18 protein-coding genes and 1 pseudogene are annotated in these 25461 nt (G+C 52.8%); 2 read left to right on the forward strand and 17 right to left on the reverse strand.

Annotated features, from left to right (window positions below):
* Positions 1–2 precede the first annotated feature (2 nt).
* Positions 3–1346 carry an NAD(P)-dependent oxidoreductase gene (locus tag AA105894_RS10500; protein ID WP_267311652.1) on the reverse strand — a complete coding sequence of 448 codons (1344 nt, stop codon included), beginning with the start codon at positions 1344–1346 and terminating at the stop codon, positions 3–5.
* 111 nt (positions 1347–1457) lie between these two features.
* Positions 1458–3842, reverse strand: a complete 2385-nt coding sequence (locus AA105894_RS10505; RefSeq protein ID WP_267311653.1) for a TonB-dependent receptor — start codon at positions 3840–3842, stop codon at positions 1458–1460.
* A 657-nt stretch (positions 3843–4499) separates the two neighbouring features.
* On the opposite strand from AA105894_RS10505, the gene galE reads away from it, so the two are divergent.
* Positions 4500–5486 carry a UDP-glucose 4-epimerase GalE gene (gene galE / locus AA105894_RS10510; protein ID WP_267311654.1) on the forward strand — a complete coding sequence of 329 codons (987 nt, stop codon included), beginning with the start codon at positions 4500–4502 and terminating at the stop codon, positions 5484–5486.
* A gap of 311 nt (positions 5487–5797) precedes the next feature.
* On the opposite strand, the gene AA105894_RS10515 is transcribed toward galE, so the two are convergent.
* The 4 genes from AA105894_RS10515 to glf all read right to left on the reverse strand — a co-directional run bounded on the left by AA105894_RS10515 (position 5798) and on the right by glf (position 12318).
* Entirely contained in the window at positions 5798–7321 is a 1524-nt protein-coding gene (locus AA105894_RS10515; protein ID WP_267311655.1) for a glycosyltransferase, read from the reverse strand.
* 16 nt (positions 7322–7337) lie between these two features.
* Positions 7338–8582, reverse strand: a complete 1245-nt coding sequence (locus tag AA105894_RS10520) for a glycosyltransferase (RefSeq protein WP_267311656.1) — start codon at positions 8580–8582, stop codon at positions 7338–7340.
* Between the two features lie 74 nt (positions 8583–8656).
* Positions 8657–10474 carry a glycosyltransferase family 2 protein gene (locus AA105894_RS10525; protein ID WP_267311657.1) on the reverse strand — a complete coding sequence of 606 codons (1818 nt, stop codon included), beginning with the start codon at positions 10472–10474 and terminating at the stop codon, positions 8657–8659.
* 692 nt (positions 10475–11166) lie between these two features.
* Positions 11167–12318 (reverse strand): UDP-galactopyranose mutase, encoded by a 1152-nt coding sequence (glf, locus tag AA105894_RS10530; RefSeq protein WP_267311658.1) that lies wholly within the window; start codon positions 12316–12318, stop codon positions 11167–11169.
* Between the two features lie 383 nt (positions 12319–12701).
* Between glf and AA105894_RS10535 the strand changes: the two are divergent.
* Positions 12702–13483: pseudogene (locus tag AA105894_RS10535) on the forward strand (IS5 family transposase).
* A gap of 229 nt (positions 13484–13712) precedes the next feature.
* Here AA105894_RS10535 and AA105894_RS10540 read toward each other — a convergent pair.
* The 11 genes from AA105894_RS10540 to AA105894_RS10590 all read right to left on the reverse strand — a co-directional run bounded on the left by AA105894_RS10540 (position 13713) and on the right by AA105894_RS10590 (position 25153).
* On the reverse strand, positions 13713–14690 hold the full coding sequence (locus AA105894_RS10540; RefSeq protein ID WP_267311659.1) for a glycosyltransferase: 978 nt from the start codon (positions 14688–14690) through the stop codon (positions 13713–13715).
* 8 nt (positions 14691–14698) lie between these two features.
* Positions 14699–16591 carry a DUF4422 domain-containing protein gene (locus AA105894_RS10545; protein ID WP_267311660.1) on the reverse strand — a complete coding sequence of 631 codons (1893 nt, stop codon included), beginning with the start codon at positions 16589–16591 and terminating at the stop codon, positions 14699–14701.
* Positions 16592–17268: 677 nt separating this feature from the next.
* Positions 17269–18606 carry an SH3 domain-containing C40 family peptidase gene (locus AA105894_RS10550; RefSeq protein WP_373316763.1) on the reverse strand — a complete coding sequence of 446 codons (1338 nt, stop codon included), beginning with the start codon at positions 18604–18606 and terminating at the stop codon, positions 17269–17271.
* A 236-nt stretch (positions 18607–18842) separates the two neighbouring features.
* Positions 18843–19589, reverse strand: a complete 747-nt coding sequence (locus AA105894_RS10555) for a phage antirepressor (protein ID WP_267311662.1) — start codon at positions 19587–19589, stop codon at positions 18843–18845.
* Positions 19586–20014, reverse strand: a complete 429-nt coding sequence (locus AA105894_RS10560; protein ID WP_267311663.1) for a hypothetical protein — start codon at positions 20012–20014, stop codon at positions 19586–19588. The genes AA105894_RS10555 and AA105894_RS10560 overlap by 4 nt, the downstream gene beginning before the upstream one ends.
* A gap of 577 nt (positions 20015–20591) precedes the next feature.
* Positions 20592–21086 (reverse strand): lysozyme, encoded by a 495-nt coding sequence (locus tag AA105894_RS10565; protein ID WP_267311664.1) that lies wholly within the window; start codon positions 21084–21086, stop codon positions 20592–20594.
* A gap of 175 nt (positions 21087–21261) precedes the next feature.
* Positions 21262–22446: a hypothetical protein gene (locus AA105894_RS10570; protein ID WP_267311665.1), complete on the reverse strand. Its 1185-nt coding sequence runs from the start codon at positions 22444–22446 to the stop codon at positions 21262–21264.
* Between the two features lie 569 nt (positions 22447–23015).
* Complete coding sequence (locus AA105894_RS10575; protein WP_267311666.1) at positions 23016–23282, reverse strand: hypothetical protein; 267 nt, start codon at positions 23280–23282, stop codon at positions 23016–23018.
* Positions 23275–23640: a hypothetical protein gene (locus tag AA105894_RS10580; protein ID WP_267311667.1), complete on the reverse strand. Its 366-nt coding sequence runs from the start codon at positions 23638–23640 to the stop codon at positions 23275–23277. Before AA105894_RS10580 ends, AA105894_RS10575 begins: the two co-directional genes overlap by 8 nt.
* A 20-nt stretch (positions 23641–23660) precedes the next feature.
* Positions 23661–24383, reverse strand: a complete 723-nt coding sequence (locus AA105894_RS10585; RefSeq protein ID WP_267311668.1) for a hypothetical protein — start codon at positions 24381–24383, stop codon at positions 23661–23663.
* Positions 24383–25153, reverse strand: coding sequence for a hypothetical protein (locus AA105894_RS10590; RefSeq protein WP_267311669.1), 771 nt, complete (start codon positions 25151–25153; stop codon positions 24383–24385). Before AA105894_RS10590 ends, AA105894_RS10585 begins: the two co-directional genes overlap by 1 nt.
* Between the last annotated feature and the right edge of the window lie 308 nt (positions 25154–25461).

A 25461-nucleotide genomic window follows, 5' to 3' on the forward strand; every position in this document is an offset into this window, starting at 1 on the left:
GGTCAGTTCACTCTCATCCCGGCATTGCTGAAATCGGCATGAATGGCCTCGGCCGCCTCACGCCCGTCACGCACAGCGGCAACGGTCAGGTCATCGCCTGCGGTGCAATCGCCCCCGGCATAGACATTATTCAGGCTTGTGCGGCCCTGCGCATCGACAACGATACGCCCTTTTTCGATCAGGATCTGATCCTGCGCGATCGGATCTGGCAAAAAGACCTGCCCGATGGCTTTCAGCACCATGTCGGCCTCAAGCGTAAAGGTTTCAGGCGTGCCTGCAGGCAGCCCATCAGGATCGGTCCGCCTGAAGGTCACTCCACGCAGGCCGCTGTCTTCGGTCTCCAGCCGCAAGGGAGCCGCCCAGAGACGAATGGTGACGCCATTGGTCTGTGCCCATTCGCGCTCGACAGGGGTAGCCGTCATGGTTGCTTCGCCCCGACGATAGACGAGCGTCACCTCCTCTGCCCCCAGTCGCCTGGCCTGCACGGCAGCATCAATGGCTGTGTTGCCGCCGCCAATGACCACGACTCGCCGCCCGACGGCACTCTCTGCAAGCGGATGAGAACGCAAATGCTCGATGAAAGCCACCGCGTCCTGCACGCCAGCAATGGTTTCGTGCTCAAGACCCAGAGCCCTCACACCGCCAAGACCGATTGCCAGAAAGACAGCATCGAAATCCTGCCTCAGAGCGGCAAGGGTCAGGGTTTCACCAAGTATGGCGCCGCCCTGAAAGCTGATGCCACCGATTGCGAGCAGAAAATCGATTTCCTTGCGCGCAAAATCATCCGCCAGCTTATAGGCGGCGACACCATATTCATTGAGCCCCCCCATTTTGTCGTGACGGTCGAAAATCGTGACATCATGCCCGTGGCGCGCCAGGCGGTGGGCGCAAGCCAGACCGGCTGGCCCTGCACCAATAATGGCAACACGACGCCCGCTGGCCGTTGCCCGCGTGAAGGGATGGGCTTCCTGCGCCATCTGCCAGTCAGTGGCATAGCGCTGCAAGGCGCCGATACGGACAGCCTTATGCGTTTCAATGGCGGTATGAACGCATTTCTGTTCGCACAGGATTTCCGTCGGGCACACCCGGGCGCAGGACCCGCCCAGAATATTGGACTGAAGAATGGTCCTGGCGGCACCGGCGATATTCTTGGAGGCAATGGCCTTGATGAAGCGCGGGATATCGATATCGGTCGGACAGGCTTCGATGCAGGGGGCATCATAACAATAAAAACAGCGATCGGCCTCAAGCGCCGCCTGTTCTGCAGTCAGGCCGGGATGAGCATCGGCGAAATTCCGGCTTAGTAGGTCATCTGGCAGGCGACCGCAGGCAATATCAGGACACATGGGCAGCTCTCATCCATATCATTCCACATTCCGAACGTTACGGGTGTTCTCGTCCTTGATGCAAGATAATTTTGACCAGATGTTCAGGTTTGCGCATGCTGGACCTTTTTCTCAAAAACCGGTCGAAAGAGAGACGGAAATCGCGAAAGTCGGCTGGATTGTATAAAGCGGCGATGATCCGGCGATGCTCGTGCCGTAGATCCCCTGCACAGTTTTCGCATTGGGCGTGAACGCATAGACCGCGTTGCGATAAATAGAGCCGATCATGTTCTGCATATTGATCTGAAGCTGAGGGCTGTGCAGAAATCCGGTCTGATGCAGGCGGTAGCCAAGTGTCACGTTGTTGTTGATATAAGCGGGCATTCTTTCGTCATTCATCAGCGTTGCATATTGCGCGCCGATATATTTCAGCCCGAGATTGGCAAAAAAGCTCCCATCATCCCAATCCAGCCCGAGAGCCGCCTGATATTTTGGCGCAGAAACGGCGTGCTTGCCGCTTGTCGGCAGAAGATCGCCATTGATCGGGATATTATTGTCGATACGCGCATCGAGAAATTCGAAACTTGCGTAAGGACGCAGATGCTTCAGGATCGGGCGCGTGCCGATCTGCACATCCACACCGCGTGATATCTGCCCTCCTGCATTCAGGGTCATGGGGGTCAGGGCACCATTCACATAGCTGTTGAGTGCCAGCTGACGATTGGTGAAATTGTAATTGAAGAAGGAGATTTCGCCGACGACAAGGTCATCATGGTAGCGATAGCCGAGTTCTTCCTCGATGGAGTATTCGGGTTTGACGTTTGAGGGCGCACTCTGCAGGGCGCCCCCGGCGGGGCTGTAGAGCTCGAACAGCGTGTTGTTATTGGTCGTGCGAAAATTCGTGACCCCAAGCACATAGAGTTCCGAGTGCTTGTCGATCTGGTAGCGTGCGCTGATCTGGGGCAGAGGCTCGAAAACATTCTGCCCGCGCCGAGGCGTCGAGACGGGGACGTAGCTGTCGACGCCACGTGACACCATGGCCGCACGAAGTCCTGCTTTTACCTCGAGGCGATCGCGCAGCATCGAAAGCCTGTCACCAAGATACAGCATATTGATCTGGGTGAAGGTATTATAATCCGAGGCGTACCATTTCTGCCCCGATGTCGTGCGGTAGATGAGCGGGCCATAATCGCCGTAGATATTCTCCAGTCCACCATCGACCGGATTGATGCGCGAGACAGGCGTTGCCTGGTTCAGACGTGACCATTCATACCACCAGCCGAGGGTCAGGGTATTTCGCCCTGCTGTCCAGTCGAGCGATGCGTTGTTGCCACCGCGATGATAGCTGTAATAATTGGGCGTATAGACCAGTTGCGACGTCGTCCTGCTGAAACGTCCATCACCATTCAGATCAACACTGACCGGCGACGACCCTGAATAGGTGGCACCCTCGGTTGCCAGAGCGGCGCCACCGATCGATCCTGATCCCCACCAGAGATAAGAGGTATCGTGAAAACGCAGCCCATGCCCGAAATCAAGCTCGGTTGGGGCTGAAGCAACCAGATTCTGGAACGCATCGAGCGCATAGAGGTGATAACCGAGCCCCGCCTTGTAGGAGCGCGACAGGTCATTACCCGCACCATATTGCGCAAACTCTGCGGCAGTCGGCCACCGACTGAACTGCAATGTATTATCGTTATAGCTCATGACGAGCGACGTGTGGCTATGGGCAGCAATATCCTTCACAAGCTTGAAGTCGATATGTTTGCGCATATTGGTGCCCGGCCCCCGCCAGTTATTGGCCCGGGTATAGGAAAAAGAAGCGAAAGCCCGCACGCTGGTCTGACCGATGTCACCTGTATCCGCGCGGATAAGGCCACGTGCCAGATTATAGGTGCCGTAGGTCATATTCACATAACCCTCGCGATGATGAGAAGGATCACGCAAGGTGGCATAGGCGCTACCGGCAGCGGCAGAGATGGCCGGGGTCGAGAGATCGACCGAGCCAGGCATCAATGAAACCTGCTGCAGATTATCGCCATCAGAGGTCTGATTGGCATAAAAACCACCGGAACCGATATCGCTGACCGGGACGCCTTCATAGATCCAGCCGATCTGATCACCCGGCAGGCCGCGCAGATACATATTGCCGCCGACAATACCGTATGGATCTATCAACGCGACATAAGCCGAAGGCTCGAGCGCCAGCACCTGTACGGGGTTGGACGTGGGCGATTGCTTGGCGATATAATCGCGTGTCACCGTCTGGATCGTGCCGGCACGGGTCTCGCGGCGTAACAGACCACCCCCCACCTGCTGACCGGTGACACCATTGGCCGTTTTATGACCTGGCGCCGATACTGTTATTTCCTCGGCTTTGTGCGGTTTGTGCGCGGTGCTCCAGTCAGGCTGGTGGGAAACGCGCTCGCTTATGGCCAACGGAGCCGAATGGGCTGAGCAGTTCGATATCGTAACGATTGTGGACGAGAAAAAAAGGGCTGAGCGACAAGAACGCATATCATCTCCGCGATATTTCGATTCCGGTACGAATGCAGCCTTTCATATCTTGCCTGAATGGACAAGAAATTTTTGTTACTCGCTTGGCTCCCTGCAAGCGGATCAGCTCAGCTTGTGGGTGAAGATGCTATTATACTGCTGATGATCTCTTTTTAAGGCACAATACACCGAAAGCATTTGTCTCTTCATTATCGCCAGATGAACGACCGGGCGAAAGGGAACGCGTCAACGGCGTACGACCCTCAAGAATCCCCTCGCCATGCACCGTGCCCATCATTCCGCCGATTCTGCCTGCAGATAACAGCATCGAGTCGAACTCACGCTGCCTCATCAGATTTTGTCCGTGAGCACTCGACGCATTCACAATAGGGACGCCTTCAACCGGGATCGTCCTCTCGTCCACTGTGATACGGTCTCGCCGAGGTAGTCGGCGCTGCCATAGCCTTGACGAAGCCAGAAATCATCAAGCTGCAGACAGCTTTCATCAGCATACGAGAAAAGCAAAGGCTCTGGATCAATATTAACTGCATAGTGACTGCTAAAAGAAATTACCGGTTGTCGAGAAACGCGATTGGCGCGAGAAGGACCCAGGTGCACGGTATGCTCTCTATCCCGGCAGAGCGACAATGCGCGCCAAGAGGATGAAGACAGACCGATATGCGTTATCTTGTCACAGGCGGAGCTGGATTCGTCGGAAGCCACACAGTCCTGGCATTGCTCGATGCGGGTCATGAGGTTGTTGTTCTGGACAATCTGAGCACGGGTCACCGTCAGGCAATCCCTCAAGGTGTGGCGTTTCACGAAGTCGACCTTCTGGACGCCGCCGCTACGTCTGCTGTCGTTGCCCAGGGCCCATGGGATGGGGTTCTGCATTTCGCCGCTCTCTCTCTTGTGGGAGATAGCATGCGTGATCCGTTCCACTATCTGCGACAGAACTACCTAACAGCTCTCAACCTTGTTCAGAGCTGTGTCGAACATCACGTCAAGAAAATCGTTTTCTCTTCGACCGCAGCCTTGTTCGGCGGCCCCGAGCGCTCGACCCCCATTCCCGAAACGGCACCGACCCAGCCCGGGTCACCCTACGGTGAGAGCAAGCTCATGATCGAGCGTGTGCTTTACTGGGCCGATGCCGTCTATGGGCTGAGAAGCGCTTGCCTGCGCTACTTCAATGCCGCCGGTGCAGACCCTCTCGGCCGGGCCGGAGAAGACCACCGACCTGAAACGCATCTGATTCCTTTAACAATCGATGCCGCCCTCGGCCGCCGTCCTGCCTTGAAACTCTTCGGAACAGATTATCCGACACGTGATGGCTCGTGCATCCGGGATTATATCCATGTGACAGACCTTGCCGATGCGCATATACGTGCGCTCGGCCAGATCGACAGCCGGAGCGTCACCTACAATATCGGTAATGGGCAGGGCTATTCCAATCTGGAAGTGATCGAAAGCGTCGAACGCGTGAGTGGCCGCAAAGTCCCGTGGGAAGCCGCACCACGACGGGAAGGCGACCCCTCTTTGCTCGTGGCAGATTCCACGACCCTGCGCAACGAAACCGGCTGGGAGCCAAAATTCGAAACGCTGGATCGCATTGTAGAAACGGCGCTGCGCTGGCGGGAAACCCATCCTGACGGATATGGCTCCTGAACACTCTCTGAGGCAGAGCCACGCGTGTCAAAAGCGGCGCGCGGCCCTTTCTGTGCTTGAACAGGGCAAGCAGGCAGGAGGGTGTGCCATGTCTTCGAAAGCGCGATCTCTTGGGGTTGCGTTATGAAGCCTTCCAGCATTCGAAGACTCGAAAACTACTCCTGAAAGACTGCTAGCCCGGCTACCTAGCTAGCGCAAGTCGATCTGCCCTCAAGGAAACGTAGACAAATACTGAGGCTCATGAAATTTCGCTTGCGCGATTTTCAGGGCCTCAGTCTTACACATTAGGGCGACAGAAAACCTGTCTATTTTTACTTCAGAAAAGCAGCAGACTGACTGCTCTTCTTTAACCGCAAAGCATTCTGCAGAAGCTCTGCGGCATCAGGCCCAACACTGGCAAGAATAACATACTTGTGTTTGGTCGAAAGAACCTCATAGCCATCATGCAATGAACGAATGGCACGGGCCGTATAATCCGAAACAAGATGTTTATCGATGCGCCCCAGAGCCCATGCATGCGTATTGAGTTCAACACGCAGCAACTGCGAAATAACATCTGCCCGCATACGAGAAATGATACGCGTCTTCAGATAGTCAAAAATTTCGAAATGAACGAAAAGCTTTTCATCCTTAGCTAGGATATCCTGGCCTACTCTACCTTGCCTGTAAAAATAATATGGCTGCGCTGTCGTTGAGATACGGCGCGCAATACTCAGGGCTTCAAACTGAAAAGGCAGGTCATCAAACCGCTTTATGTGCTCAGGAAACCGGATACCGTTTTCGATAAGAAGTTCGCGATCGTAGATTCGACGCCATATCGTAGGTTGCCCGGTCAGCAGGAGCTGAGGCTGCTCGACAACGCCGCTACGTTTGAAAATCCCAAGATTGCCCGCGTATATATCGTCGCTATCTTTGGTGACGCCGCCCTCGTAAGCAAACTTGTATCCGCCTTGTGCGACATCGGCAGCGTCTTCAATCGTCATCTTGTAGAGATCAGCATACATATCATGCGTGACCCAATCGTCACCGTCTACAAATCCGATGAACTGACCTTTCGCAACATCCATCCCGGCATTTCTTGCCGAAGCACAGCCACCATTAGCCTTGTGAACGACTACAACGCGCCCGGGATACCGGGCAGCATAGCCATCGGCAATCTCGCCACATTTATCGGGCGAGCCATCGTCAACAACGATAATCTCGAGCTCGTCCAAGGTCTGATTGACTAGGCTATCCAGACATTGTGGGAGCTGCGCTGCCACACCATAGGCCGGCACGATGACGGATACCGCAATCTTGGGACGCGGCTTGTCAAAGCCTCGACCACGCCCGCTAGCATGAGCGAGATACAGAAACGGAATATGGGGTCGCAACTGTTCTGACACATTATAGATACTATCAGAGAAAGAAATCTCCGTTGCCAGAGCCCTGATCTGGAAGTGTTTGATCAGCTTCCAGACTGTAAAATAGTGCGCGTCGTCAACACGCACAAAGTCAAGAACCTCAATATCCTGTTTATTTTGCAGGAAGCCATCGAGGTCATTATGAAGCGTAACGCGTTGATCCTGGCCTAGAAGACCTGATAGCGATGCGTAAAGAGCAGGATCCGGCTCTATAACATGGATCGACGCATTCGGCGCATATTGCAGATGCAGCAGACACTCCAACCCCGAGCGCCCACCAACGAATAAACTCACACCATTACGTCGTTGCGAGCAAAACCTCGGACCGAACCACGCGTGTTCCAACCGACTGATATCTTCGTCTCTGATGGATGCCGGTACCGAAAGCGGAATTTTACGAACATGACTATGAAAATTGGCAAAACGGATCATGACAATATTCTCGCTTTCAGGAGACCGATGATTTCGGATTTTTTTGCAGCAAACCTTTCAGCCGTCGTTTGACCGAACCAGTCAGAACGCGTGGATGCAGTAACTTCCTAGAGTCGAGCGGGACTTTGCTTTCTGAGTTGATTGCAGAAAGGAAATCACTCGCGCCTTCCACCTCATGGGTCGTGAGCGTCTCTCTCACCAGATCGAGTGGGCGTCCGCTTTCCAGGAAACGAGCCTGCTTGGTTTCCCACAAATTATCGGAAAACACCTCATGGTACTTCTCGATCCACGCCGGGGGGATGGAGCTATATAGGATGCAGGCCTGCTTGAAGAAAGAAAGCCTTTGTGGAAGCAACACATTTTCACCGCACCAGATAATCATGCGGGTCATCAGACTCGTCAAGGCAGCTCCAGCTGCCGCGTCAATACCGTAGCGGGTAGCATTTTGAACGGCGAGTTCGACGCTTTTGAAAATGTGGAAACGCCTCTGGCTGCGTTCCTGCGTTATCTTACCGGGTCGGTTAATTCTGTAATGATATCCTGTCTCATTAAGCAACCCGACGCGCCGTGCAGCGACGATTTCATGAGTATGAGGCGGCAAATCCTCAAATATCAATCCCTTTTCAAAATGGATATTCTCCCTGATCATGAAGTCGCGGTTCAGAACACGTGTGTTAGCATTCGGTTCGAGGCGCAACAGCATCGGATTGTTTTTGAGGCAGGTTGTTCTCGATGGCGCATTATCGAGAAGCGCATTCCATAGCCAGTCATCATAGAAATCGCTCAAATGACAATTGCTGTCGTCAAATACCGAGCTTCTGGAAACAACTAGTTCGCATTGCTCTTTTTGAGCAAAAGCTGCCATGCGGGAATAAAGCCCAGGTGTGACAACATCATCGCTGTCGAGAAATGCGACATAGTCTCCTCTGGCATGCGCAAGACCAGTCATTCTTGCTTGCGACAAACCCGCATTGTTCTGATCGAACACCGCGACTGGGTTGTCCGCATTTTTTGCCCATTCCGTAACAATTTCCAAGCTATTGTCGGTCCCGCCATCATGCACGATTAGTATTTCGTGCAGGTCCGTGTCCTCTCCTAGGAGACTATTGAGCGTCTCCAGCACGTAAGGCTCGGTATTATAGACTGGCACAATGATACTGACGGCTCCCTTTGCGAGAGATGTCGCGAAATGTGCATTACGGAAAACACATCTAGCCTCTTCTGAAGAGGTTGTTGCGGCCGCTTCTGAACCATTGATCATCAATTAATATCCGCCTTCAAAGTAAATTCAACAAAACTCTCAAAGAAAGAAGGTTCTTCTCTTTTCCTTCAACCTTATGCACCTTTGTATATTTTTCTCCAAAACTCTTCGCTTGTCATATATCCGATATTTTCTTCATAATTTCTTTTTGCTATTGAATAATTTTTCTTGAAAATCTTCTCTACCTTAGAAAAAACCTTCTTTTCCTGCCCCAGTCGTGCTCCATCGCGGCGAGCACAATAACCTTCTTGGGTGGGACCATAATAATACAATATATTATTATACCTAAAGGTCGCCCGAATATCGCCGGAGAAGTTTTTCGGTAGAAGAAGCCATGTGTCTTTCCTAAGAAAGTCAGGTAAGAGTGTCCCATTGAACGTCAGACTACGCAGAAGGCGACGTTTCTTGCTTTCGCACCAATTTGGCTCTGTTTTCGCGAAGCTCGGCGCGATATCGGTCAAACGGACTTTGCGCATTTTTTCTTCTTGAGCGAGAGTCGAGAATTCCTTACGAATTACTGATGTATCCATGTTCTCGAGCCAGAATTCGTGCCCCTTCATGACATCAAATGCGGCCTTGGAAACAGCTCGCGCCGTTGCGTAATTATAAGAATAAATTGCAGAGTCGAAAAACTTCCGTAGAAGTTTGATGCAGTCTTCCACATCAGCATTCAGATGCGTCATCTTTTGAACTAGGTGGTTGCGTACATCCAGATAAATCTGCAATGGACCACTCTTATAACCGAAGTCATCACCGTAACATGCAATACCATTCTGTGTGATGATATCGAATTTGTTCATCATGCTGAACATGATGTCATCACCGCGTACAAAAAACGGGAAGGCATAATGCTTCACATCACTCAAGGAGAATGCAAAGAACCACCAGCCACCAAAATCCGGCTTTTTGTCCACATACTCGCTCAGCATCAGATGATGGATGTTACGCATATCCAGCCCATGTTTGAGAGGCTGGCACATCCCGTCGAACTGCGCGCCTTTCTCAAAGAGGAAGTGGTGCGCTAGGTCTCGCAGCAGCGCGCCCGCGACTGCGATTTTTTCCTTGATAGCATAACCAAGAAGGGCGTGCGTTCTCAGTATGGATTCAAGCTCGCAAGACGCATCGTCATCCATGAAAAGGCAATGCGTAAAGGTCCCCTCATCCTTCAGATGGAGAAGGCCCCGCGTGAATCCCCCCGATCCCCCAAGATTCTGATTAGGGATCAATATAGCGCCTTCTACGACATCCTGGTCGAGCGTCTGAGAATTGTCCACAATGACCAGAGCGATCTGATCCTTGTAATCCGGGTTGACAAGTATCCCTTCTCGAATACGATGGGCGGCAGAAATAACGTATTGCTCGCGCTTGAAATGGGTGACGACAATACCGAGACGTACTTCCCGTTCTGGGGCTTTAGTGGTGCTAAACCCTCCCCCGATGACGCAGCCCTCAGTCACAGCCTCCACTTCAACGTAGATCATGCCGTTCACGAGGGAAGGCCAAGCCTCGATATTCAGAGTTGCTGCTGCACCTGCAGTAAGGTGGACCCGTTTTTCGAACAACGACACCTTATCACATTCCAAGCGATGTAGCCCGATACGTACGATAAACGTACCTTTACCCTCAATGGAAAATAATAAATCAGGTATATCGCAATTTTCCTGCCAGGACTGCACGGTAAAACCATTGTAGAATGTGTCGAAAGAACATTTCCCGCCTGGAGAAAAGAAAACTTTTTTTTCCGAAAGAACGGATATGACTCCCGGGTTCAGCTGTCTGACGTACATGTCGTCACTGCCGCCAAATTCCAGACTGGGCATTACAAGGCGCTGCAATGGGTACAAAGGTACAGCGGAAGATGTCTGTGTCGACGTGTAGGTGCTGGTATTCACTTCCGTACCCTTGAAATGAGGCAAAACGCCACGCAATGAAAAAGACTTTCTTTCTTGAAACAAAGCGGTCTGCGTTGCAAGTACTGACGAGCCTCTCTCATGCCTTGTGGTGAAAATAATTCTTTTGATTTCAATGTGTTGTTTTAGATGAGACTCCAGGGAAAGAATGAGCGCGTGACGGACCGGGTCTGACGCACACGTGACGATCGTCGCCTAGAGATTAGCCTGTGCTTGGCAGGCCTTCCCCAGAGCACGTTAACGAAGAGTCGATCAGGCTTGTGGGATAACTGGCGCAGATGGATACAGTCGGCTGACACGATGTCGAGAAGGTTAGAGACAAAGCCTAGGAATCACCTTTTGGCTTTATCGCATTGGATCGCTATATCACCGCAACGCCCGGGTTTTCTCAGCAAGCGCCCAACAGACTTTCGGGGTGAGGCCTCTGCCATATCTGGCGCATGTCATGCGCGTAGTTTGGTTTTCCTAACGGGTCACCCGGCATCGGTCGCTCAGCCAGCCATTCCATCCTGTCATCATGCTCAGGTAGCGAGGTGAACAAGCAAGAAACGAGATTGACCCTGTTGGCTGGTCTGACAGACGTGGGAGCCTGCTTATTGGGTGGGAAAAAACCGGCATCGAGCCCATCCCTCTTTTGAGAGGAATGGGCTATCTGGATCTGAGTGACCGTCCCTTTAAGCGAGCGGATCGATGCAGAAGGTGGGAGCTGGCGTGCCCGCGTCTTGCGCGGACAAAAATTGCTCTGCTGCATCCAGCGCTTCTGCAATCGTGATATGCATATCGAGATAACGATATGTGCCCAAGCGCCCCACGAAAGTAACGCCCTGCTCTGCTTTGGCCAACTCAACATAACGCTGCAATCGCGCCTTATCGTGAACAAGGCGGATTGGGTAATAAGGTGTATCGCTCTCTCCGCACAAACGACTGTACTCACGGAACAGAACTGTCTTCTCGTGGTTTTCCCAAGGCGTGAAATGCTTATGCTCGGCAACACGCGTCCAGGGCACGTTCTCATCGCAGTAGTTGATGACCGGATTGCCCTGATAGTCACCCTCAGCACGCACGGTTTCAAAGTCCAACGTCCGATAGCTCAAGCGACCCTCAGTATGATCAAACCAGGCATCGATCGGACCGCTATAAAAGACATGGGCGTAGTCAGCGGCCTGAGCCCGGGAAAAGCTGGTGGAAAGATGCACACGAATATTTTCGTGATCGAGGATACGCTCTACAATATATGTATAACCGTTCTCGGGAATTCCCTGATACTTGCTGCCATAATAGTTGTCATTATAGTCGAAACGTACAGGCAAACGCTTAAGAATACTGGCAGGCAATTCGGACGGCTCAAGCCCCCACTGTTTACGCGTGTAACCGCGAAAGAACGTCTCATAGATCTCACGACCAACAAAACGCAGGGCCTGATCCTCGAAAGTACGCGGCTCCGTAATGCTCTGGTCGCCTTGTTCCGCGATGAAGTCACGGGCTTCCGCAGGTGCGAACTGCTTCTTGAAAAGCTGATTGATCGTCATCAGGTTGATCGGCATGGAGAAGACCTCTCCACGCGCATGCGCCTTGACCCGATTGATGAACGGCATGAAACGATCAAACCGCTGCACATACTCCCAGACACGCTCGTTGCTGGTGTGAAAAATATGAGGACCATACACGTGTAGCATGATCCCACTCTCGACATCGCGCGCCGTGTAGCAGTTGCCTGCAACATGCTCACGAATATCGAAAACATCGACACTATATCCCCGGTCGGCCAGTTCTCTTGCGATGACGCTACCCGAGAAACCAGCTCCAACAATCGCTATTTTCTTCATTATTCCTGACTCTTTAGTGCTCGTATGATGAAAAGGAACGCTCTTCCGGGAGCGTATTCTATGCAATTTCTGGAAAAATTCGTCTGGCAGACACGCTTTGTAATTACCAGAGGCAGACCATCAGCGAAATTTCTCCCACCATCGCACCAGATCAACTGGTCGTACCATCGCACCAGAAAAGGTCAGGAATGGCTTGCAAGCACTCGAACTGAGGCATGCTGTATCACTCCTCCCTTACCGTTGCAAACATTCGGATAGTCACTCACGCCTAACTGACTTCGGGTTCCGAAAACCTTCTAGGTCACGTTGACAAAAGGTCTATACGATCTGGGTGAGATCTGATTCACTTCCTGCCTGCGGAATAACAGGTTGAGAGAACAGGAATGACACGAGGCGATCTGACGGATCAGGAATGGGCGATGATTGGTCCGCTTCTGCCGCCGGAGCGCGGGCGTTGGGCTCGACCAGCCGGAGACAACCGCCGGTTTCTCAATGACATGCTGCATGTCCTGCGCACTGGGTGCCCCTGGCGCGACATGCATGAGCGCTACGGCAAATGGAACTCTGTGTATGTCAGGTTCCGGCGTTGGGCTGAACAGGGCGTGTGGGACGCTTTGCTTCAAACCCTTGTAGATCTGGGGCTGAGTGACGACTGGCAACATATGCTCGACAGCACTGTAGTCCGTGCCCATTCACAGGCCACGGGCGCAAAAGGGGGGCTCATTCCGAGGCTTTTGGTCGATCATGCGGCGGCTTTACGAGCAAAATCCATGCCCGATGTGACAATCAGGGACGCCCTCTCGGCTTTATCCTTACCGGGGGCCAGGTCTCGGACTACAAAGCCACAGACGCTCTGATGAAGCTGCCTGTCCCGAACCCCAGAGCTATGCTGGCCGATCGGGGTTATGACATTGACAGCTTTCGCCACGATCTGCTCATGCACGCGATCTTGCCAGTCATTCCCTCGCGCAAAGGCCGCAGCACTCCACAAAATACTGATTGGCAGCGCTACAGAGATCGCAACCGTATCGAACGAATGTTCAACCACCTCAAGCAGCAACGCCAGATCGCCACCCGCTACGACAAAACAGTATTGTCCTTCATGAGCTTCCTCAACCTCGCCGCCGTAAGGCTTTGGATCAGGTCTTCTGTCAACATAACCTAGCCTAAATACTCTAATTGAACAGAAAGCCATTCTATGTTGGAGCCTTTCCTCAAAATCGCCGGCTCGTTTACTGACCACCATGCGACAATCCCAGATGGTGGGCTCCAGGGAGTATCAAATCAATAAATAACGCAAGCTCATTATTTTTAATAATGCTCGTAGTTTATTTTATATAAAAAATAAACCCGTAATTTATATTAGTAGATAATTATAAAACATGGTATTTTTATCAACTTGTTTCAGATATACTTACCACAAATTCATGATTCCGTTTCGTATTTTGGAGAAAACCATCCCATATAGCGGTAAGCACCAACCTTCGTACATTGCGTATATTTCTATTTTTCAAGTACAACCTAAAAACACCAAAAACAAGAAGCACCGAGAATGGAAAAAAAAGAATTCCTGATATTTTCCTATAAAAAATTATTCTGTTCCTGATAATATAATACATCTTCCAATTATTACGAGAGAAATCGACCGTAGTGCTGCAGTCATGGTAAAATCTAATTCCTGGAGCGAATTTTATTTTCCATCCGAGCGATCTTAATTTCCACGTATACAACGTATCGTCGGCGTAAACGAACAGGTCTTTCTGCGGCAATCCCAAACTGCCGCGTACCAGTCCAGCGCGAACAAAAAAACCGACAAAGGATGCATAATCGACAGGCTGCAGTTCATCTTTCTCGTAGGCTGCTAAATCTATTGCAAATGTTTTTTTCCTGTCTCTGATGAGGCGGATTATACTTCCAATTTTTCTGAACGGACTTAATCCAGGGCGGTTCATATCGCACACTGTATCGTCCGGAAAATAAACCGCTGCAGCAACCCCCCCGGTCTCCGATGAAAGGGAGAGAGACTGAAATTGACCGAGCGCTCCGGGCTGAGGCCAGGCATCGTCATCGAAACAGACAATCCACTCACAATCTGTCTGACGGGCCGCATAATCCATGCCACGCGCAAACCCACCCGCGCCACCGAGATTGATAGTCTCATTCAGAATGCGGAGGCGTGGGTCTGTCTGACCCGCCAACCAGCCTCTGGTACCATCGGGACTGGCATTGTTGACAACAACCACAGAAGAAAAATTTTGCGCAAGTGTATGCTTTATAACCGTTTTGAGCATCGATAGCCGGTTATAGGTGACAATAACGGCCGTTACCTTGCAAGGGCCCTGTCCGGTTGAGGAGGCAGAATTGAGGGACATGTTGTGCCTCACAGAGCCCGCTTGACGCGCGAGGCGACACCAGACAATGGTCGGCGCAGCAGAGGGGGAAGGCAATGCCAGCCGCGTGTCAGTACACGACGAACCAGACTATACTGAATAGGACGCGGCTCATCCCCTGGGCCGAGGCTGCCATGGAAGATGGTTTCATACCAGAATGTCCTACGCAGAAAAAACCAGTAGTAGAAACCTAACGCTGCGTTCTTGTTGTTCCAGGGCTTGGCCTCATACCCGGCATAATGCACAATTTTCGGATTTCGAAGGTCCTCAAGCACCTTGGCCCGCCAATCAGCACTTAAATGAGGAAATATTTCGCCAATACTGTTTACGCAGTTCCACGATGTATCCAGCATCTTCACCTTTCCAATCAGATATTTGTTCAAAATATCCTGGTCTAGGAACCAATAGCATCGGCTACTCAGATCTTTAATAGCGACATCGGCAATGTCAGCATTTCTGAAGGCGTTCAAATCGAAGAGAATAATACCCGCCTGAAAATAGGCGTCTCCACCAGCTTTCAACCCCAGATAGTCACTAAGATAACGGCTCGCAGGAAGAGCGCCGGTTTCAGCGAGCGAACGAACACCTGCCTTCACGAAATTCTTCATGATCAGATCAGGCGTGGCAGCGATCACAGCACCAATGAGTGGTGTGTCCCACAACTGGCACAGATCAGCCAGAACAATGGTATCGCAATCAACGTAAAGAGCCCGCGCGTGATTGGGCAGCAACTCCCCCAACGAGAGGCGATAGAACGTTGCCGGGGAGAAGTGCATATGCGTGCTGACGTCGCGATACATATGCTGGCAATCCAGAAAGTTGAGACTGCCTTTATCTCCGGGCAGCCCACTATGAAACTGCTGCCTGAGGAGATTACGCTTGAATGCTGGAATTCCCCCATCCAGCACGATCAACTCGAGAAAACGGTCGGGGCTGAAAGACGACTTTATAGACTCCAATAATGCGCCCAGATGCGGAACAAAATTTTCGTCCGCAGCCGTCACAATTGTCACGGCGTTGTCTAGCGGAGCAGGGAGGCTTCTAGGCAGCACGCTCTTTTGCCCTGTTCCCGTGTTCTCGAAAAAGCAACGCGTTCGCTCAATCACACCTGTGTGTGGACCGTGTGACGAGGCCATAAAAATATTGAATAGCCGCTCTCCCAAATAGCCATAAATTCTGCGTGCCTGTGCTGAATAGTTGGTCAGATCGGCTCGGCGCTCGACCTCTGAAAGAATGGCGAAAAGCCATGTGCAGTAGGTGTCGAACAGTTCGCGACGGAATACGAAGACATTAGTAAAATATCCTTCATCTGACGCCATGACTGTATCGAATGCTGCCAGATCACCGGGGTACAGATCGGCTATAACGGAACGTGTCAGATCAAGGTCATGGGCGAAATGATAGTCAGAATCGACGTAATGCTGGTGGAATGACGTGTATCCAACATTTTTTACCGACCATTTTTCCGGAAGAATAGCGCAGGCATCCGGATTGTTTTCTATCGTTTTGCGAACTGTCTCTGCATTCAACCCCATTGCCTGCAAAGACCCGGTCGTCATCTCAGGCAAAGCGATGCAACCGTAGCGGTCAGTTTTCAGACCCGTACACGCGAAGTCCAGAAAACGCCGATAGTGCATGAAACCGATCCAGGAGGCGTTACGGTCATTTTTCCACGCCCAATACAGGGTTGTCAGCTCACAATACTCGCCGTTTTTCCGGGAGATATTGTCACCCGTATCGTCACCCGGCATGGGCAATGCCGTGCTAGCCAGAGCCCTGCCCGCCTGAATTGGGCGAAAGACATCATCCTCAAACGTGAAGCCTGCGCTATGATGGCAGACATAAATGTGAACAGGACCAGAGCTGGCCTGACGTGTGGTCATTGGATGTTCTCTATGCAACCCACAGGTGGGGATTCACTCAAAGTTGAAGTACCCGGGGCTGCCGGAGAGTGATTTGTTCATCAATCGGGCTGCGATATCAAGTTTATCCTGATCTGTATAGAAGGTAGATGGAAGGATCGCGGAAGGTTTTTGAGCGTTTTTTCTACCTGCCCGTGGAAACGGAAACCGACTGTGAACTCTGGACATCACAGATGATTAATCTCAGGCTGTGTCGCTTTTGTGACGAGACTATCAGGCAGCTAATGCGATACTGGGGCCTTGTCCGGGGCTGCCCTGCTAAGAGACGTCGCGCTATCTGATACCGCGCTGAACATTTAATGAATGCCGCTTGAGAAAACGTCATTCAGCTGAGACGAACAGGCACTCATTCCCATTCACGTCACCAGCCGGGAGAGGGTGCCCCTGCATCACACAACGATTTTCGATCTGATCCAGTTGCCTGAGAATGGTGCCGGGTGAGGGATTTGAACCCCCGACCTTCGGTTTACAAAACCTATTCATACAATCCGTAAAGTGCTGATATATCTATATTAATCACCCATTTCTGTAAAGGATTATCCGGCTTTCTATCCGGGTGAGCGCCATGGCTGCATGATTAGCTCGTATGATCGGATGGCGAAAGATCCCCAGATGGAGAATCTTCCGCATCGCCTTTGTTACTCGATAAAGCCGACCTCAAACTTTGCCTTGCCGGCAAGCGACTGCAGGTTGGTCTTTTCAGGGTAAGACTTCATGAGCGGAAAGAATACGGATCCGCCGACGATGCTCCGGCCGTCAGCGTCTTTGGGACGCAGGCCCCAGAGATCCTGATATGTCATTGGCACAACCTGGCCGTTCACAGTCGTGTTACCTATATACATCATGATGTGACCGGGAATGTGAATGAGCGTGGTGAACGGCTTGCCGTTTTTAACGAGATAATCGAGCCGCGCCTCCACATCTGCCTTGCCCAGATCGACCGTGCGGCTTGTCGCCTGGATCTGTGCCAGCGAGTTGCGCGGCATGAGGATGCCAAAGGGTATGAGCAGGCTACGCAGCTCCGCCGAGCAGTCGTTGTAGAAGTTATAATTGCCCCAACCATAGGGACGGCTGACGAGCGAGCGCACAAGCATGGCAATATTGGTGCGATTCATCGCTAGCGGCATTGGCGCAAAGGCTTGATCCTGGTCTGCATACCAGGCGATCTGCGCATGTCCTGTGGCATCGCTCACTGGGATAGCCACCTCGGTCACGCCAGATTTGGCACTCCTGAACGGCAAAATCGTTCCGATGCGTGCCGTGAAATGGAAAACGTTATCGTCAAAGATCGAGACAGGCTGACGGGTTGCTGCACCAAGATGCGCTGACGCCATTTTGACCCAGCTATTCACGAACGGCTCACCTGCCTGGGCGATATCCTCATAATGCACCCAGCCTGTGACATCCGGCGAGACAACATATCTCCAGCGATGATCGCGGCTGACGGTCAGTGTGTAGACCGGTGTGCCAGGCCGCACAGACGACATCTGAAGATTATCGAACGGATAGCCCTCGCCCGCCTTGCGCGGGTCGTTATAGGCGGGGTCATCTGTCGGGAGCACCCGCACGAGGGTTTCCCGCAGGGCTATACCGCGATCGGCAGCGTGATAGCCGTTATCGATGTCTACCGCGGCGTTATCGCGCACCGCATTTTTCCACGCGTCATCGTGAATTCTGAAGTTCTGCCCCCAGGACTGACGCGCCGCATCCAGATAAGCATTAATGCCCCAGTCGCGCGTGCTCTCCACGCCGGCTGCGAGCAGCTTGCCCACAAAGACAGGATTCCAAGGGGAATGACCATCATCACCCATACCGAAATATTGTGATTTCAGCGCCGCGAAATAACGCTGCTGGGTTGCAGCGTCGATAATGGCCGCAGTCGGGTCTGCGCCGGCCAGGATCCATTGATCGACCGACTGCGAGTAGTTTGTGAGAGGGAAAACGGATTTGGTTGGGTCGATATAGTCTGGGCTCAACCTCGCCGTGTCCTGGGGTGAACGATCTGGCCCGCTCTGACAGGCAGCGAGGACGAGAGGTATAATAAGGAAAGACGAACGTAATATATGGTTTGAAACTCTATTTCTCACGGCGTTCCCTTTTATTCATGAAGAATATAGTTTGACTATATATGAAAATTAAAAAATGTAACTCACGATATTTTTATCATTGATACCGCCCATTCCTTAAATACGTACACATCTAAGGCGCACTCTCACGCCACGCTATGCAGCCGCTCAGGCATCAGCTTTTCCAGTCTGGCGAGGCCCTTCGCGGTGATACGCACCTGCTCTGTCACCTTTTCCGAGCCGTCGGGACGGGTAACGGTGGTGATCTTGTGGTCCAGATCGCCGTTGGAGGTGTGGGCCTGATAGCCCAGCCAGTGATCGGCGCCGGGGCGGCGGTAGATCCAGCCATTATGCGCCAGCCAGTCGAACAGAGCCTTGGGGCGCATATGGAGGTTCTTGGCGGCAGCAGTGATGCACAGACTGCCCTCGGCATTCACCAGCCGATCGTACACCTCCGCCTTGGGCAGGGTTTCCGCCAGGGCGGCTTTCTGCCGGGCTACCGTGGCCTGCAACACGGCCAGAGCTCGGGCAGCGAGGGCCTCGGGTGTTTCCTCCGGGGCAGCTGTCATGTAGCCACCGGTCTTGCGTATGGCGGGCAGGACTTCCTCGAACACCCAGCGCTCGAAGCGTTCGGCCTCGGGGCGCTTGCTGCGCACGATCAGCCGCAACACATCGGGCTCTGACAGAACGCGGACATCCTGTGTCCGTCCGAGTGCGTCGACGATGGGGTGGTGTTTCGCCACCCCACGGCAATGTTGCTTCATCGCGTTGGTTGGATCGGCATAGCCCAGCCGCTCGGCCACATCCCTGCCGACAAAGAACGGCTTGCCGCCGATCGTCACCACGCGGATTTCCCTGCCCTCGAAGCTGAGGGGGATAAGCATCTCATTCATACGGCATTCCTTTGTGCGAAGAAGGTGGCGTCTTGGATGAAACTGAAGAGGAGACGGATTTCCGGGCTGCGCTCGTCCACCTCGAACGCATGGAAATAGGAGGGTAGATACAGCTGTATGAGGCATGCTTTGGCCCCGAGCCCCGCAGGCGTGACGGCCCGGATCCCGGCCAGGTCATCCAGCTGACTGTCGAACTCGTCTATGAGAGCGAGGTATTCCTCATCATTAGACTTGTGCGCTCGGTCATTCATGACCCGATGCGCTTCGATAGCGCGAGCGACATGCCCCAGTAGCGTGGCATCGGCCTCGCCTAGTGCCTGCGCGGCTGGAATGAAGGCGGGGATTGAGCCGAGAAGAGGCACAACAGCAAGTTGAGAGAGAACAGCACGTCGAGACGTGCTAGAAGAGGCATCAGCCTGTGGCATGGGGTGTGATCCCTGCTGGAGGTTAGGCCGGACGAAAAGCACCACCTTTTCGTCCGGCTGATACGTATCTACCGTATCAAATAACCACACGTCAACGTAATTGACGTACGAACCGTAGCTATCGTATCTCAAGAACTATGGAACGAAAGCCGACACGATTTGAACTCCGCCTCCCCGCTGATCTTGGGGATGAGATCGATCATTGGCGGCGTGCTCAGCCGGATCTACCGAATAGAGCAGAGGCGGCCCGAAGGCTGATTATCCTCGGATTGAGATCTGAGCAGAACGAAGCCTAAGAACCCCTCCGGCTGTCATCTGCATTCGCGGCGTGTCTCCCGTTCATCCCGATGCAGTTCACCAGGCGATAGACAATCAACCATCTCGATCCTGTAGCAGGGCGTGGCCAGAATCGGGCGATTACCGCGCAAAGTGAGACGAGAAACGTCCCAACCATTGTCATATCGGCCGAGATCTCGGCTGGAATGAATGGAAGAATGGACGCGTAAAGGCTTTGCCAGTCCAATGTCATGGCAGTGTGTCCTCATATTCGATTGTAGGAAAGAAGAGAGACGGTCAGTCAGACCGTAAACGGCACACCCGCAGCAGGGCGGCTCTGATAAATAGAAAGCTCGATACGGCGGCGGCGCTGAAGGCCAGGCAGCACGATAAGGCGGCCATTCACCGTGGCTTTGTCCCAGCGTAAAAGCTGTTGTCCCGCCGCCGCGTAGAGCCCCCTGTTCAGAAGCGAGACAAGCGTAGAGCTACGCATGGCGGCACTGCCCACATTAAACTGCCACGACAGGAGCGCCCCCTCCTGCCACGGAGCCAGCGGGACATGCACCGCTTCGAGCAGTGTCTTGCTCAGCCCGGCCAGCGTTTTGCCTGCAAGATCGAGCGCTTCGGTTTCTGTAACGGGTTTCGTGACAGCCGTGACGGGTGAGCCATCACCGAGGAAGCGATTGCCAATCCCGATGGTCCAATACCCGGCCGGGCAGAGATAGGGCGCAAGACGCAGCCCCTCGATATCGTCCCGACGCAGAAGCGCCAGAGCGATTTTCAATGAAGCGATCATCAATCATGTCTCCAAAACGAAAAAAGCCGCCCGGGTTGGGCGGCTTTGGTGTCAGATCATTTGATATTGAGGAAGGCCTTCGCCGTTAAAACGACCCATAATCTACCTTTATGACGGCAGAAACAGTCGGCTGTTGGAGGGACTGGGCCTCGGACCTACAATATGAGTCGCCTCATCATGGATATAGCTGCAATAGATTGTCATGATCAAAGCTTAATGTACTGAATTCTCTCTCAGAGGCAATGGTTAGGTCAGAATTACCGAATCTATTACGTATCATTCGCTCGATATTTGATCTAAATAATTCTAACCCACTACTATCTGCAGGTTCCTGATAAACAATCAAAATATCTATATCATTATAATGCTTTCGACGCATAAATGAGCCAAAAACGAATACGCGAGTTCCTGATGGAGGAGCCGCCCCTCTGGTTAATTGTCTAAGATCGTCTTTGCGTTTTTCACGATCATATCTTGTCAAGTAGTTTAAATACCTATTCCCGCTATAGTTAATTGCACCCATAAATTCACCAAGCATAAATAGACCTACATTCATATCAATACATTGTTTTTTTGCCTCTTCAGTATATTTACCGGCAGGACTAGCACAGATTATTGCATCGACCGCAGGATCAACCTCCAAAACGCGCTCTAAAGTATAGTTTGTGAAAAAATATGTGTTCGTCACAAAAACCTTAAGTTTTCGTCCATCGCAAAGGCTAACAAGCATAGTGCCGCGATTGAGCTCTTGTAGGCTCTGTATAGCAGAGTGGGTATTTAGAAATCTTTCTATGAACGTCTGAACCGTATTATAACGAAACTCTAGCTCCTGTTTCTCGGCAACTTGAGGATTCTCCGAATCTATACCCAGCTGAATTTTAACATAGTAGTCAAAACTTCTTGGGAATAACTTGTAATCATTTATCTTTTGATCTGTTAAGCAGTTGTCTTGAAATGCGTCTGCATGTATTTTGTATTCAAGCATGCGACGATATAATTCCCATGGATATTTAAAATTTCTTTTATTTCGATCTATAAGCTCTATAATTTTTTGATTATTTGGGAGAATCGTATCTAAACAACGTTTCTTCCAAATTATTAATCCATCCCCACCTGACCCGCCAAGTACATTTTCTGAATAGGGACCACATTCCCTGAACAAGGCTGCGTTTTCCTCCAATAGATCGTTCACCTCTATTAAAAGCTCACGCTCATCTCTGATATCAGGGATTGAGAAGAGCGATACGATCTTTCCTGCATGCGCCTTCTTCCATGCTTGCATCTTTTCGACGGAAAACCGACTCTCCAACTCATCGACTACTTTATGACACTCTAGGCAAAGCATGATGAGGTTAGCCAAACCATCTCTATCGATGTGCTCCGCAAGCTCGTGATCGCTCCGCGGGCCAGAGCCCCCATGTCCGATAATGTGAGCAACGTTTGCAATACTGACCGAACTACCTTCAACTTCACGAAACAGTGGTTTATTGCAGGAGGGATTTTGGCAGAACCCCCCGCACTGCGTCCACAACTGCCTAGTTGTGTTGATTGAAATTGACTTTCGCGCGCTTGTCATCCTTCGAGGGTAACTGATTTTGTATCGGACGTGCAACACTCAAGGCAGAGGACGACCGTAGCATAATCGTACTCACATCCTCGCTTTCAAGCTCGGAGATAAATGCGAATGAGATCGAAAATAACAAATGAACCAATGCCTACTCGGCACATCCATCGAAAAACCAGAATACTTTCTGTATCTTTCGCGAGATGTACAGCAGAGCATGATGGCCGTCGCCAGGTAATCCACATCCACTGCGTGGGCTCGTCTTAGATCGACGCAAAATACTGTCCCTCTATGGCGAGGGCGAAGATTTGTCTCTCAGAAACAATTATAAGATCTGGCAAGTTTTTGTCCTCTTTCCTTCTCAATCAATTAGCCGCTAAAGATTCCCGGCGATTCAGTGCCTCTCTCAGCAGTCCATTCTGCCCTCGAAATTCCGCAATGAGAGCCATGTTTTCTCTTTCTCGCTCTTCGAGCCGATCCACCCGTGCATTCAGCCGATCGATCTCCTCCTGCTGCGACGCAATCGTGGCTTTCGAACTTGATGCGCCGAAACCAATCAGCCAGCGGATGGTGAAAAGCAGCCCGCCGATCACCGCGACCCACCAGGGCTGCGGAGTAAGGTTCTCAGGCATTGCCCATCCTCCCCAACGCTGCCCGAGTATTGAGCAGGGAAAGTGCGCCATAGGCCGCGATTGCAGGCACCAGCGCGCTCGGGGCGATCAGTCCGAAAGCGATGAACGCCCAGGCCGTGAAAGCCGCGATCGCCGAGGCGCGACGCAGGGCGGGATGATTGCACAACGCCCCCACGATCTGCGCACCGCCCGTCAGCCAGGCAAGCAGGGCATAGACAAGCGTTGGATGATCGGCGCGGGGCAGGATGGCGAGAAGCTGCCCTATGCTAGGCCATGTCACATCCGTCCGCGGTAGCGCCAGAAGCAGACAGGCCCAAAGGGCAAGTGCCGCACCCAGGCAGAACTCCTGCATCCGCATGGTGTTATCCTCCTGTTCGTTCAGACCGAAAGCCATGTGAGGGCGGCATCGGAGAGGAGCGGGATGAAAGTGAAATTCGGACGGCTCCTGTCGAGCGTCGCGATCGTGATCACCGCCCTGACCGTTTCGCCCTGCACGAGATTGACGGCCAGAGCGTTGACCGTGATCGGCATAGGGCCATTGCGGTCGACGCGGAGGCGCCTTTGCTCCGCCGTGTAGAGCGAGGACGAACCGTCCGAATTCAGGCGATACAGACTGCAGATGATTTGCAGGAACCCCCAGTCGGTCTCTTTGACGTCGCCCCAGTTCTTGAGCTGGATTATTCCGGCAAATTCAGCCTTCAGCGTGATGCCGCTGGCCCGGATATCCTGGCTGAAAAAATCCCGTCGCTGATCGTTCAGTTCAACAGCGGGAACCGATACGCGCCCCTGGGTGACGGGCGGGGTAATGGCTTCGACGGGAATGTCGGAATAGACGTAGACCAGCCCCGTGAAATTGAGCCGGTCCTGACGGTCGAACGTGTTGCCCAGCACCTGATCGCGCGAGATCGTGGCGGGCTGGCCATGCGTCAGGCGACCGATACCCCATTCGGCCTGGGTGCCGTCATCGGCGAAATAATACACGTCACCATCGGCAAAGGCGCCGCTCCAGCCGCGTCGACCGGGTGGCGCCCCGCTCAGGGCATAAGGGCCTGTGCCGGGGTTGTTGGACCGCTCGAGCACGAACGGGGCAAATTTCGGCATCAGAGACGCTCCTTGACGGTCATGGTCGTGGCCCGCCGATCGGCAGCGCCTGCCGGGCAGGTGATGTCACCCGGTGTCAGGCGCCCGAAGATCATCGCGCTGTTGCGATCGGGGGCAGAGAGATCGGGCACGAAAAGGATATTCCGCCCCGTCGCAGCCGTGTTCTCGATGCTGCGGATCTTCGGCAGCTCGGCGATGCCCAGAGACTGGTGATCGATCGCGATCGCACGCTGGCGATAGCGCAAAGTCGGATATTCCACCCCCGAGAGGCTGGTGGCCTCGTCAATGGTGGCCTGCTGGCTCTCATTGCCCTGCCAGCTCATATTGCGCTCGGGCTGCCAGAGCGGCCCGAGATAGGCGAGCGGGAAAGACAGGAAGCCGTCAGGATTACCCTGATCGCTGATCGAAATATCGAGCTGCGTGATTGTCTGATCGTTCGGAAACACAACGAGGAACTGGCCCGAGACGGTTTGCGTCTGCTGGCCACCCGAGGCGTAAACGACACCCGCCCCGTTGCGGGCAACGAGGGAATAGCGCGCCCCCGCCGTGAGATTGGTGCGGTGAAACGAAAAGCCCCGGCACAGGATGGGCCGGGGCAGATGCGCGATGAGATAGGCTTCCTTTCCCGGCACGCGCCAGGCGGTCGAAGGCGCCCCCTGATCGTTTTGCAGATTGATCAGGGGCAGTTCAGCCACCTGCGCATTGCCCTCCAGCCGCGCCTCCATGAGCGCGTTCTCTGCGCCGAACGCGCAGGTCCAGGCCTCGGCCATGGCCGTTCCTTTCGAGTTTTCTGGTTTGTGAGAGATCGGGCCGATTCAGCGATCGGGCCTGGTCTTTTCCGCTTTGGGGAGGCGTGGATGCAAAAGTGGCCCAGCCGCTGCCAATTCCGTTAAAACGGCGGGCCACTTTGCCAGCAATGATGTCACGACATTCCTGCGTGACATCATCGAAGCTCTATGAGCCCTTGCCTGACCATTTTGTGGGTCCGGCAAGGGCTCGAATGGCGTTTATGCATCGCGCCAAGAGAAGTTTAGCGCAGCCCATCCCGGAATGTAACGCAAAAATAACGATTCGAACG

Source organism: Asaia spathodeae NBRC 105894 (assembly GCF_025994195.1).
Lineage (GTDB): Bacteria > Pseudomonadota > Alphaproteobacteria > Acetobacterales > Acetobacteraceae > Asaia > Asaia siamensis.

What these genes read in the sequence shown, in the direction of transcription:
- AA105894_RS10560 (WP_267311663.1), bottom strand. Translation starts at nt 20,014, where the DNA reads ATGCCACAGGCTGATGCCTCTTCTAGCACGTCTCGACGTGCTGTTCTC.
- galE (WP_267311654.1), top strand. Translation starts at nt 4,500, where the DNA reads ATGCGTTATCTTGTCACAGGCGGAGCTGGATTCGTCGGAAGCCACACA.
- AA105894_RS10540 (WP_267311659.1), bottom strand. Translation starts at nt 14,690, where the DNA reads ATGTCCCTCAATTCTGCCTCCTCAACCGGACAGGGCCCTTGCAAGGTA.
- AA105894_RS10520 (WP_267311656.1), bottom strand. Translation starts at nt 8,582, where the DNA reads ATGATCAATGGTTCAGAAGCGGCCGCAACAACCTCTTCAGAAGAGGCT.
- glf (WP_267311658.1), bottom strand. Translation starts at nt 12,318, where the DNA reads ATGAAGAAAATAGCGATTGTTGGAGCTGGTTTCTCGGGTAGCGTCATC.
- AA105894_RS10500 (WP_267311652.1), bottom strand. Translation starts at nt 1,346, where the DNA reads ATGTGTCCTGATATTGCCTGCGGTCGCCTGCCAGATGACCTACTAAGC.
- AA105894_RS10565 (WP_267311664.1), bottom strand. Translation starts at nt 21,086, where the DNA reads ATGATCGCTTCATTGAAAATCGCTCTGGCGCTTCTGCGTCGGGACGAT.
- AA105894_RS10505 (WP_267311653.1), bottom strand. Translation starts at nt 3,842, where the DNA reads ATGCGTTCTTGTCGCTCAGCCCTTTTTTTCTCGTCCACAATCGTTACG.
- AA105894_RS10585 (WP_267311668.1), bottom strand. Translation starts at nt 24,383, where the DNA reads ATGCCGAAATTTGCCCCGTTCGTGCTCGAGCGGTCCAACAACCCCGGC.
- AA105894_RS10590 (WP_267311669.1), bottom strand. Translation starts at nt 25,153, where the DNA reads ATGGCCGAGGCCTGGACCTGCGCGTTCGGCGCAGAGAACGCGCTCATG.
- AA105894_RS10580 (WP_267311667.1), bottom strand. Translation starts at nt 23,640, where the DNA reads ATGCGGATGCAGGAGTTCTGCCTGGGTGCGGCACTTGCCCTTTGGGCC.
- AA105894_RS10545 (WP_267311660.1), bottom strand. Translation starts at nt 16,591, where the DNA reads ATGACCACACGTCAGGCCAGCTCTGGTCCTGTTCACATTTATGTCTGC.
- AA105894_RS10515 (WP_267311655.1), bottom strand. Translation starts at nt 7,321, where the DNA reads ATGATCCGTTTTGCCAATTTTCATAGTCATGTTCGTAAAATTCCGCTT.
- AA105894_RS10575 (WP_267311666.1), bottom strand. Translation starts at nt 23,282, where the DNA reads ATGCCTGAGAACCTTACTCCGCAGCCCTGGTGGGTCGCGGTGATCGGC.
- AA105894_RS10555 (WP_267311662.1), bottom strand. Translation starts at nt 19,589, where the DNA reads ATGAATGAGATGCTTATCCCCCTCAGCTTCGAGGGCAGGGAAATCCGC.